The following is an 11,178-nucleotide window of genomic DNA, read 5'->3' on the forward strand; positions in this document are numbered from 1 at the left end:
GAAACCCCACCCTACGCGACCCCGGTAGGGTGGGGTTCTACCCCACCTTCCCCTTCCACACCGCGCCATTTCACAGGAATAGAAAATGAACCAGGAACTTGCCACCAATCCGCTGAACCCGCTGGCCTCGCCGCGTCAGTTCGATGAAATCAAGATCTCGCTGGCCTCGCCCGAGGAAATCCTCGCGTGGTCGTTCGGCGAAGTCAAAAAGCCCGAAACCATCAACTACCGCACGTTCAAGCCGGAACGTGACGGGTTGTTCTGCGCGCGTATCTTTGGCCCGATCAAGGATTACGAATGCCTGTGCGGCAAATACAAGCGCATGAAATATCGCGGCCTCGTCTGCGAGAAATGCGGCGTCGAAGTCACGCTGCAAAAGGTTCGCCGCGAGCGCATGGGCCATATCGAACTGGCCGCCCCGGTCGCGCATATCTGGTTCCTGAAATCGCTGCCCTCCCGCATCGGGTTGATGCTGGACATGACGTTGCGCGATCTGGAACGGATCCTGTATTTCGAAAACTACGTCGTGATCGAACCCGGTCTGACGGATCTGTCCTATGGCCAGCTGCTGACCGAGGATGAATATCTGGACGCGCAGGACCAATATGGCGCCGACGCCTTCAACGCCGATATCGGCGCCGAGGCGATCCGTGCCATGCTGGCCAATATCGACCTTGCGACCACGGCCGAACAGCTGCGCGAAGATCTGAAAGAGGCGACCGGCGAACTGAAGCCGAAAAAGATCATCAAGCGCCTGAAGATCGTCGAAAGCTTCCTTGAATCGGGCAACCGTCCCGAATGGATGGTCATGACCGTGATTCCGGTCATCCCGCCGGAGCTGCGCCCGCTGGTTCCGCTGGATGGCGGCCGCTTTGCCACGTCCGACCTGAACGACCTGTATCGCCGCGTCATCAACCGCAACAACCGTCTGAAGCGCCTGATCGAGTTGCGCGCCCCCGACATCATCGTCCGCAACGAAAAGCGGATGCTGCAGGAATCGGTCGATGCGCTGTTTGACAATGGCCGTCGTGGCCGCGTGATCACGGGCAACAACAAGCGCCCGCTGAAATCGCTGTCGGACATGCTGAAAGGCAAGCAGGGCCGTTTCCGCCAGAACCTTCTGGGCAAGCGTGTCGACTTTTCGGGCCGTTCGGTCATCGTGACCGGGCCGGAACTGAAGCTGCATCAATGCGGGTTGCCGAAGAAGATGGCGCTCGAGCTGTTCAAGCCGTTCATCTATTCGCGGCTTGAGGCGAAGGGGCTTTCCAGCACCGTCAAACAGGCGAAGAAGCTGGTTGAAAAGGAACGCCCCGAGGTCTGGGATATCCTGGACGAGGTCATCCGCGAACATCCGGTTCTGCTGAACCGCGCGCCGACGCTGCACCGTCTGGGCATCCAGGCGTTCGAACCGATCCTGATCGAAGGCAAGGCGATCCAGCTGCACCCGCTGGTCTGCTCGGCCTTCAACGCCGACTTTGACGGCGACCAGATGGCCGTTCACGTCCCCCTCTCGCTGGAAGCCCAGCTTGAGGCCCGCGTGTTGATGATGTCGACGAACAACGTGCTGTCGCCCGCCAACGGCGCGCCGATCATCGTGCCGTCGCAGGACATGGTTCTGGGTCTGTATTACACGACCATGCAGCGCGACGGCATGAAGGGCGAAGGTTCGGTCTTTGCCAATCTGGACGAGGTCGAACATGCGCTTGCCGCCGGCGAGGTGCATCTGCATGCGAAAATCACCGCGCGCCTGCCGCAGATCGACGAGAACGGCAATGAGGTGATCAAGCGGTTCGAAACCACGCCGGGCCGGTTGCGGCTTGGTGCGCTGCTGCCGAAAAACGCCAAGGCGCCGTTCGAGATGGTCAACCGCCTGCTGCGGAAAAAAGACATCCAGAGCGTCATCGACACCGTCTACCGCTACTGCGGTCAGAAGGAATCGGTGATCTTCTGCGACCAGATCATGGGTCTGGGCTTCCGCGAAGCCTTCCGTGCCGGGATTTCGTTCGGCAAGGACGACATGGTGGTGCCCGACAACAAATGGACCATCGTCGAGGAGGTCCAGGATCAGGTCAAGGAATTCGAACAGCAATATCTGGACGGCCTGATCACCCAGGGCGAAAAATACAACAAGGTCGTCGATGCCTGGTCGAAATGCAACGACCGCGTCACCGATGCCATGATGTCGACGATTTCGGCCACCAAACACGACGCCAATGGCGCCGAGGCGGAACCGAACTCGGTCTATATGATGGCGCATTCGGGCGCGCGGGGTTCGGTCAGCCAGATGAAACAGTTGGGCGGGATGCGGGGTCTGATGGCCAAGCCGAACGGCGAGATCATCGAGACGCCGATCATCTCGAACTTCAAGGAAGGCCTGACCGTTCTTGAATACTTCAACTCGACCCACGGCGCGCGGAAAGGTCTGTCGGATACGGCGCTGAAAACCGCGAACTCGGGTTACCTGACCCGTCGTCTGGTCGATGTGGCGCAGGATTGCATCGTGCGCGAATATGACTGCGGCACCGACAAGGCGATCACGGCTTCGGCTGCGGTCAACGATGGTGAAGTGGTCAGCCCGCTCAGCGAACGCATTCTGGGCCGCGTCGCGGCCGAGGACGTGCTGGTGCCGGGCGAAGACACCGTCATCGTCCGCATGGGCGAGGTCATCGACGAGCGCAAGGCCGATGAGGTCGAAAGTGCCGGCGTGCAGAACGTCCGCATCCGCTCGGCCCTGACCTGCGAGGCCGAGGACGGCGTTTGCGCGCTGTGCTATGGCCGCGATCTGGCGCGCGGCACGCTGGTCAACATCGGCGAGGCTGTCGGCATCATCGCTGCGCAGTCGATCGGTGAACCGGGCACGCAGCTGACGATGCGGACCTTCCACATCGGCGGCATCGCGCAGGGTGGCCAGCAGTCGTTCATGGCGGCGGCGCAGGACGGCACGATTGCCTTTGAAAACGAAAGCACGCTGGAAAATGCCAATGGCGAGCTGATCGTCATGAGCCGCTCGATGCAGGTCAATGTGGTTGGCGCAGCGGGCGACGTGCTGGCGAATTACAAGCTGTTCTACGGCTCGAAGCTGTTCGTCCGCGAGGGCGATGCGGTGACGCGCGGTCAGAAGCTGTTCGAATGGGATCCCTATACCCTGCCGATCATCGCCGAAAAGGCCGGTGCCGTGCGCTATGTCGACCTGATCACCGGTATTTCGGTGCGCGACGAAACCGACGATGCGACCGGCATGACCCAGAAGATCGTGACCGACTGGCGTTCGGCGCCGAAAGGCAACGAACTCAAGCCCGAACTGATCCTGATGGATCAGGATGGCGAGCCGGTGCGCAACGATCAGGGCAACCCGGTCAGCTATCCGATGTCGGTCGATGCGATCCTGTCGGTCGATGACGGCGCCGAGGTCAAGGCCGGTGACGTGGTCGCCCGGATCCCGCGCGAGGGTGCCAAGACCAAGGACATCACCGGGGGTCTGCCCCGCGTGGCGGAACTGTTCGAGGCCCGTCGCCCCAAAGATCACGCGATCATCGCCGAAATCGACGGCTATGTGCGCTTTGGGAAAGACTACAAGAACAAGCGCCGCATCTCGATCGAACCGCGCGACGAAAACGTCGAAGCCGTCGAATACATGGTGCCGAAAGGCAAGCATATCCCGGTGCAGGAAGGCGACTTCGTGCAGCGCGGCGACTACATCATGGACGGCAACCCGGCGCCGCATGACATTCTGCGCATCATGGGGATCGAGGCTCTGGCCGATTACCTCATCGACGAAGTGCAGGACGTCTATCGTCTGCAAGGGGTCAAGATCAACGACAAGCATATCGAGGTGATCGTCCGCCAGATGCTGCAAAAGATCGAGATCCTGGACAGCGGCGACACCACGCTGCTGAAGGGCGAGCATGTCGACCGCGACGAATTCGACGAAGAAAACGCCAAGATCGAAGCCAAGGGCGGCCGCGCCGCACAGGGTGAACCGGTCCTGCTGGGCATCACCAAGGCGTCGCTGCAGACCCGCAGCTTCATCTCGGCGGCGTCCTTCCAGGAAACGACCCGCGTGCTGACCGAGGCTGCGGTTCAGGGCAAGCGCGACAAGCTGGTCGGGCTCAAGGAAAACGTCATCGTCGGCCGCCTGATCCCGGCGGGCACCGGCGGCGCCACCGCCCGCGTTCGCAAGATTGCGGCGGATCGCGACGCCGAGGTGATCGAAGCCCGCCGCGCCGAGGCCGAAGCGGCTGCGGTTCTGGCCGCGCCGGTCGCCGAAGAGGTGATCATCGAAACGAACCACGAAGAGTGATCGTTTCCACATGACGGTAAAGGCCCGGCGAATTGCCGGGCCTTTTCTTTATTCCCACGGGTTTCGGGCGGGCACCAAAGGGCAGGGCGCTTGCTTCTTTGGCGCGGCCGATTGATCTTGTGGCTTTGCCGCCATGTCCAACAGATTCGCTTCATCCGGTGTCCCATGCATCCGCCCGATCTGCCTGATGATGCCCAATCTGGGGCCGTCATTCCTGCCCATGCCGATCACCACGCCCGCGCCGCCAATATTCGGGGCGCGGTGTTGATGATCGTCAGCACGCTGACCTTTGTCGCCAATGATACGGTGATGAAATTCGTCGTGCAGGAGCTGCCGCTTTATGAATCCATGGCGCTACGCGGGGCATTCGTGCTGCCGCTGCTGGCCGCCTATGCGCTGTATAGCGGCGCGCTGAGCCTGCGGATCCCCCGTCGCGACCGGGGCACCCTGGCCCTGCGCACGGTCGCAGATGTGGTATCATCAGTGCTGTATCTGCTGGCCTTGCAGCAGATGCCCTTGGCCAATCTGTCGGCCATCATCCAGTCGCTGCCGCTGCTGGTGACGCTGGCGGCAGCGGTATTTTTCGGGGAAAGGCTGGGTCCGTGGCGGATCGGGGCCATCCTTGTCGGCTTTGTCGGCGTGCTGATCATCCTGCGGCCCGGCACGGCGGCCTTTGATGTCTGGTCGGCGCTGGCGGTCGCGGCGGTCCTGCTGATCGCGCTGCGCGATATGGTGACGCGGCGGTTTGATGCGGCTGTGTCCTCGACCACGATTTCGATCTACGCGGCGGGCAGCGTCATGCTGTTCGCCCTGGCCATGGCCCCAACCGAAGACTGGCGCCTGCCCACCATGGCGGAAACCGGGCTGCTGATGCTGTCGGCCGCGCTGATCACGGTCGGCTACATGACCGCCATCGCGACCATGCGGGTGGGCGAGATTTCATTCGTCGCGCCCTTTCGCTACAGTTCGCTGATCTGGGCGGTGATGTTCGGGCTGCTGGTCTTTGGCGAATGGCCGGATCTGTGGACGCAGATCGGTTCGGTGCTGATCGTCGCGGCGGGATTGCTGACGATCTGGCGCGAGGGGCGGGTCAGGCCCCGAACCGTCAAGACGCCGCCAGTTCGATGATGCGCGCGGCGCATTTCGCCGGATGGCGCAGCGTCGCGAAACGATCATCCGCCGGATCGTTCACCACCCATCCCCGCATGTCGCGCTGATCCAGCCCGATGGTGCTGGCGATCGTGTCGTAATTGGCGTTGGTGTTCTGACGCCGCAGGACGATCACCCGGGCCTGTGGTTTGGCGCAGAGCATGAGGGTGTGAAAGGCTGACCCCTCGATCCCCGCAACCACAGCGGCATTGGCCAGGATCGCGACCTGTTCGCTGATCGGCAGGGTTTCGGGGCGGATGATCTGCCAGCCGCGACCGGCCAGAATATCCTCGACCGCGCTTTCACCCGAGGCGGTGAACAACCGGCTCTTGAAGCTGCTGCGCGACAGATAGACCCGCGCCTTGCCCGGCGCGCAGGGCGTCACGGCCAGCGCGTCACGCTGGCGTTCGTGGAAATTGCGGCGGATGATGAAACCCGGCGTCGGCACATGGATGCGCGCGAACCGGACGGGCTGGCGCAGCGCGATCAGGCGGTTGCGGGCGACACCCAGCAGGTCGAACAGCGACAGTTCCCAATCGGTGAACTGCCGCCCGGCGGCCCAGACCACCGGCAGGCTGCTGTCGCGGTAACCCCACAGCCGCGCCAGGCTTTCTAGCAGGAAATGCCCGTAATGATGCGCGATATAGCCGCCAAGGATCACCTCTTGATCGCGGAATTCGACGCTCGTGTGGTCGGCACCCTGCGGACAGGACAGCAGAACGCCGCCGCCGCGTTCCAGCCCGGCTTCGCGGATGGGCATGCCGTCGCGGCCGCTGATGCCGGCGATGCCCGGTTTGGGGATCTTGAATTCATCGACCGGCCAGACGGTTGCGTTGGGGCAGTCCTGAATGCGGATGTCGTAATCCGACCGGCGGGTCTGCAGGTCGGTCAGGCCATAGGGCTGGTGCAAGACGAATTTTCCCCTTATCGACCCGTCCATTCCGGGGCGCCGAAACGTAAAAGGGCAGGGCGGCGGTTGCAAGCGGGCGGGCCTGCCATTGTTGACATGACGGGGGAATCCCCATATAGCCTCGTCACCCGGAAGGAATCTCCAGTCTTCCGGCGACCAGAACCTTGATGGTAATGCTCCGGCTGATCCCGGAAATCTGGAATCCCGTCCTGCTCTCGCCAGGGTCAGGATGGGTTTGGCGTTTCGCAATGGGTGTGATTCGCTGTCGAGAAGTGGCGCAGCCGATGGTTGCGAGTATTGACGAAGCAAGACGGGGAACCGAATGCCGACGATCCAACAGCTGATCCGCAAACCGCGGCAGCCCAAGGTGCAGCGCTCGAAGTCGCAGCACCTTCAATCATGCCCGCAAAAGCGCGGCGTGTGCACGCGCGTCTATACCACGACGCCGAAGAAGCCGAACTCGGCCATGCGGAAGGTCGCCAAGGTGCGCCTGACCAATGGTTTCGAGGTCATCTCCTATATTCCGGGCGAAAGCACAACCTGCAGGAACACAGCGTCGTGCTGATCCGCGGCGGCCGGGTCAAGGACCTTCCGGGTGTCCGTTACCACATCCTGCGCGGTGTGCTGGATACCCAGGGCGTCAAGGACCGTCGTCAGCGTCGTTCGAAATACGGCGCGAAGCGTCCGAAGTAAGGAGATGAGCACATGTCACGTCGTCACGCCGCTGAAAAACGCGAAGTCCTGCCCGACGCCAAATATGGCGATCGTGTGCTGACGAAATTCATGAACAACCTGATGGTTGATGGCAAGAAATCGACCGCCGAGCGCATCGTCTATTCGGCGCTGGAGCGCGTCGAGGGCAAGCTGAAGCGCGAACCGATCGAAGTCTTCCACGAAGCCCTCGACAATGTGAAACCCTCGGTCGAGGTGCGTTCGCGCCGCGTCGGTGGTGCCACCTATCAGGTTCCCGTCGAGGTCCGCCCGATCCGCCGCGAGGCCCTGGCCATCCGCTGGCTGATCACCGCTGCGAAAAAACGCAACGAACACACCATGGAAGAGCGTCTGGCCGGTGAGCTGGCCGATGCCGTCAACGGTCGTGGCACTGCGGTCAAAAAGCGCGAAGACACCCACAAGATGGCCGACGCGAACAAAGCGTTCAGCCATTACCGCTGGTAACCGGAAGGAAGGCCCTTAATGGCACGCGAATATCCGCTGGAGCGTTATCGGAACTTCGGGATCATGGCCCATATCGACGCGGGCAAGACCACGACGACCGAACGCATCCTGTTCTACACCGGCAAGAACCACAAGATGGGCGAGACGCATGACGGCGCCTCGACCATGGACTTCATGGAACAGGAAGCAGAGCGCGGGATCACCATCTCGTCCGCTGCGACCACGACCTTCTGGCAAAAGCACGAAGATACCGAATTCACGGTTGATCCCGCGCTGCGCCACAAGTTCAACATCATCGACACCCCCGGCCACGTCGATTTCACCATCGAGGTCGAACGGTCGCTGGCCGTTCTGGACGGCGCGATCTGTCTGCTGGACGGCAACGCCGGTGTCGAACCGCAGACCGAAACGGTGTGGCGTCAGGCCGACCGCTACAAGGTTCCCCGGATCGTCTTCGTCAACAAGATGGACAAGATCGGCGCCGATTTCTTCAAATGCGTCGACATGATCAAGGACCGCACCGGCGGCACGCCCTGCCCGATCGCCCTGCCGATCGGTGCCGAGGACACGCTGGAAGGCGCGATCGACCTGATCAAGATGGAAGAGTGGATCTGGAAGGGCGAGGACGTCGGCGCAAGCTGGGTCCGTGGTCCGATCCGCGCAGAGCTTCAGGATCTGGCCGACGAATGGCGCGGCAAGATGATCGAGCTGGCCGTCGAAATGGACGACGACGCCATGGAAGCCTACCTCGAAGGCAATGAGCCGGACGAGGACACCCTGCGCAAACTGCTGCGCAAGGGCACGCTGTCGATGTCGTTCTTCCCCGTCATGGCCGGTTCCGCGTTCAAGAACAAAGGCGTGCAGCTTCTGCTGAACGCGGTGATCGACTTCCTGCCGGCACCGACCGATGTTCCGGACCTGATGGGCTTTGCCCCGGATGACGAGACCGAAACGCGCAACATCGCGCGCAAGGCCGCGGACAGCGATCCGTTCTCGGCTCTGGCGTTCAAGATCATGAACGACCCCTTTGTCGGCTCGCTGACCTTTACCCGCATCTATTCCGGCCAGCTGAAAAAAGGCGACCAGATGCTGAATTCGACCAAAGGCAAGCGTGAGCGCGTCGGTCGGATGATGGTCATGCACGCGATCAACCGCGAGGAAATCGACGAAGCATTCGCCGGTGACATCATCGCGCTGGCAGGTCTGAAGGAAACCACCACGGGCGACACCCTGTGCGACCCGGCGAAGCCGGTGGTTCTGGAAACCATGACCTTCCCCGAGCCGGTGATCGAGATCGCCGTCGAGCCGGAAATCAAGGCCGACCAGGAAAAGATGGGCCTCGCCCTTCAGCGCCTGGCTGCCGAAGATCCGTCCTTCCGTGTCGAAACCGATCTGGAATCGGGTCAGACGATCATGAAGGGCATGGGCGAACTGCACCTTGACATTCTGGTCGACCGGATGCGCCGCGAATTCAAGGTCGAGGCGAATATCGGTGCGCCGCAGGTGGCCTATCGCGAAACCATCTCGAACGAGGCCGAGATCGACTATACGCACAAGAAACAGTCCGGCGGCACCGGTCAGTTCGCGCGCGTCAAGCTGGTCATCACCCCGACCGAGCCGGGCGAGGGTTACTCGTTCGAATCGCGGATCGTCGGTGGCGCGGTTCCGAAGGAATACATTCCGGGTGTCGAAAAAGGCATCAAATCGGTCATGGATTCCGGTCCGCTGGCAGGCTTCCCGGTGATCGACTTCAAGGTCGCGCTGATCGACGGCGCATTCCACGACGTCGACTCCTCGGTGCTGGCCTTCGAAATCGCCGCGCGTGCCGGTATGCGTGAGGGTCTGCGCAAAGCAGGCGCGAAACTGCTGGAACCGATCATGCGTGTCGAAGTCGTGACCCCGGAAGAATACACCGGTTCGATCATCGGCGACCTCACCAGCCGTCGCGGCATGGTGCGCGGTCAGGACACGCGCGGCAATGCCAACGTCATCGACGCGATGGTGCCGCTGGCCAATATGTTCGGCTATATCAATAACCTGCGTTCGATGTCTTCGGGCCGCGCGGTGTTCACGATGCAGTTCGACCATTACGACGCCGTGCCGCAGAACATCTCGGACGAGATCCAGAAGAAATACGCCCGACGGGAAGGCGGGGCGCATCTGCCCCGCCTCTCCTCGTGAAACATCAGAATTCCAAGGAGCCTGCTTATGGCAAAGGCAAAGTTTGAACGTACGAAACCGCACGTCAACATCGGGACGATCGGCCATGTTGACCACGGCAAGACGACTCTGACGGCTGCGATCACCAAGTATTTCGGTGACTTCAAGGCCTATGACCAGATCGACGGCGCGCCTGAGGAAAAGGCCCGCGGGATCACGATCTCGACGGCTCGTCCGGAATATGAGACCGAAGGCCGTCACTATGCGCATGTCGACTGCCCCGGCCACGCGGACTATGTGAAGAACATGATCACGGGCGCGGCGCAGATGGACGGCGCGATCCTGGTGGTGAACGCGGCCGACGGCCCGATGCCGCAGACGCGCGAGCATATCCTGCTGGGCCGTCAGGTCGGCATCCCCTACATGGTCGTCTACATGAACAAGGTCGACCAGGTTGACGACGAGGAACTGCTGGAACTGGTCGAGATGGAGGTGCGCGAACTGCTGTCCTCCTACGACTATCCGGGCGACGACATTCCGATCATCAAGGGCTCGGCCACGGCCGCTCTGGAAGGCCGGGATCCGGAAATCGGGGAAAACTCGATCCGTGCGCTGCTGGCCGCGGTGGACGAATACATCCCGACGCCCGAGCGCGCGGTCGACCTGCCGTTCCTGATGCCGATCGAGGACGTGTTCTCGATCTCGGGCCGCGGTACGGTCGTGACCGGCCGGGTCGAGCGTGGCGCGGTGAACGTCGGCGACGAGCTGGAAATCGTGGGGATCCGCGACACCAAGAAAACGACCTGCACGGGCGTGGAAATGTTCCGCAAACTGCTGGATCGCGGGAAGCCGGCGACAACATCGGCGCGCTGCTGCGCGGTGTCGACCGTGACGGTGTCGAGCGTGGCGAGTGCTGTGCAAGCCGGGTTCGGTGAAGCCGCACACCAAGTTCGAGGCCGAGGCCTATATCCTGACGAAGGAAGAGGGTGGCCGCCACACGCCGTTCTTTGCGAATTACCGTCCGCAGTTCTACTTCCGCACGACGGATGTGACCGGGACGGTGAAGCTGCCCGAGGGCACGGAAATGGTGATGCCGGGCGACAACCTGAAGTTCGAGGTCGAGCTGATCGCGCCGATCGCGATGGAAGAGAAACTGCGCTTCGCGATCCGCGAAGGCGGCCGCACGGTTGGTGCAGGCGTGGTTTCGAAAATCATCGAGTGAGCTGCGGCGCTTGTGGCGGTGGGGTATAACCCCACCCTACGGTGCGGCAGGGGTAGGGTGGGGTTTCACCCCACCTTCACATCACACAAACCCCGCCACATCTGGCGGGGTTTTTCATTGCCCTGCAGGCTGATGCCGTGATCTGTCACAAGACTATCGGGCCTTGACGCGAGGCCATGTTTCATGCATGTAGCCCCATCGCCGCCGTTACCCTGCTTTTCTGGAAGAATCGGTTGCACTGCGTCAGGTCGCCATCTATAG

The 11,178-nt window shown here is 61.9% G+C and carries 6 protein-coding genes and 2 pseudogenes; 6 read left to right on the plus strand and 2 right to left on the minus strand.

Annotated features, from left to right (window positions below; genetic code table 11):
- Positions 1-85 precede the first annotated feature (85 nt).
- Together rpoC and PE067_RS06765 are read left to right on the plus strand one after the other, a co-directional pair.
- Positions 86-4,300 carry a DNA-directed RNA polymerase subunit beta' gene (gene rpoC, locus PE067_RS06760; RefSeq protein WP_276188440.1) on the plus strand — a complete coding sequence of 1,405 codons (4,215 nt, stop codon included), beginning with the start codon at positions 86-88 and terminating at the stop codon, positions 4,298-4,300.
- 165 nt (positions 4,301-4,465) lie between these two features.
- Positions 4,466-5,428, plus strand: coding sequence for a DMT family transporter (locus tag PE067_RS06765; RefSeq protein WP_276188441.1), 963 nt, complete (start codon positions 4,466-4,468; stop codon positions 5,426-5,428).
- On the opposite strand, the gene PE067_RS06770 is transcribed toward PE067_RS06765, so the two are convergent.
- On the minus strand, positions 5,406-6,359 hold the full coding sequence (locus PE067_RS06770; RefSeq protein ID WP_276188442.1) for a glycosyltransferase 61 family protein: 954 nt from the start codon (positions 6,357-6,359) through the stop codon (positions 5,406-5,408). The genes PE067_RS06765 and PE067_RS06770 overlap by 23 nt on opposite strands.
- A gap of 322 nt (positions 6,360-6,681) precedes the next feature.
- On the opposite strand from PE067_RS06770, the pseudogene rpsL reads away from it, so the two are divergent.
- From rpsL to tuf, 4 genes and pseudogenes are all read left to right on the plus strand, one after another.
- Positions 6,682-7,052 (plus strand): annotated as a pseudogene (rpsL, locus tag PE067_RS06775) (30S ribosomal protein S12).
- Positions 7,053-7,064: 12 nt separating this feature from the next.
- Entirely contained in the window at positions 7,065-7,535 is a 471-nt protein-coding gene (gene rpsG / locus PE067_RS06780) for a 30S ribosomal protein S7 (RefSeq protein ID WP_276188443.1), read from the plus strand.
- A gap of 18 nt (positions 7,536-7,553) precedes the next feature.
- Complete coding sequence (gene fusA / locus PE067_RS06785; protein ID WP_276188444.1) at positions 7,554-9,716, plus strand: elongation factor G; 2,163 nt, start codon at positions 7,554-7,556, stop codon at positions 9,714-9,716.
- A gap of 27 nt (positions 9,717-9,743) precedes the next feature.
- Positions 9,744-10,917, plus strand: a pseudogene (tuf, locus tag PE067_RS06790) (elongation factor Tu).
- Positions 10,918-10,982: 65 nt separating this feature from the next.
- Here the strand turns inward: tuf and PE067_RS06795 are convergent.
- On the minus strand, positions 10,983-11,178 hold a 196-nt coding region (locus PE067_RS06795), incomplete at its 5' end, for a hypothetical protein (protein WP_276188445.1).

Origin of the sequence: Paracoccus sp. DMF-8 (assembly GCF_029309835.1) — a bacterium.
Taxonomy (GTDB): Bacteria; Pseudomonadota; Alphaproteobacteria; order Rhodobacterales; family Rhodobacteraceae; genus Paracoccus.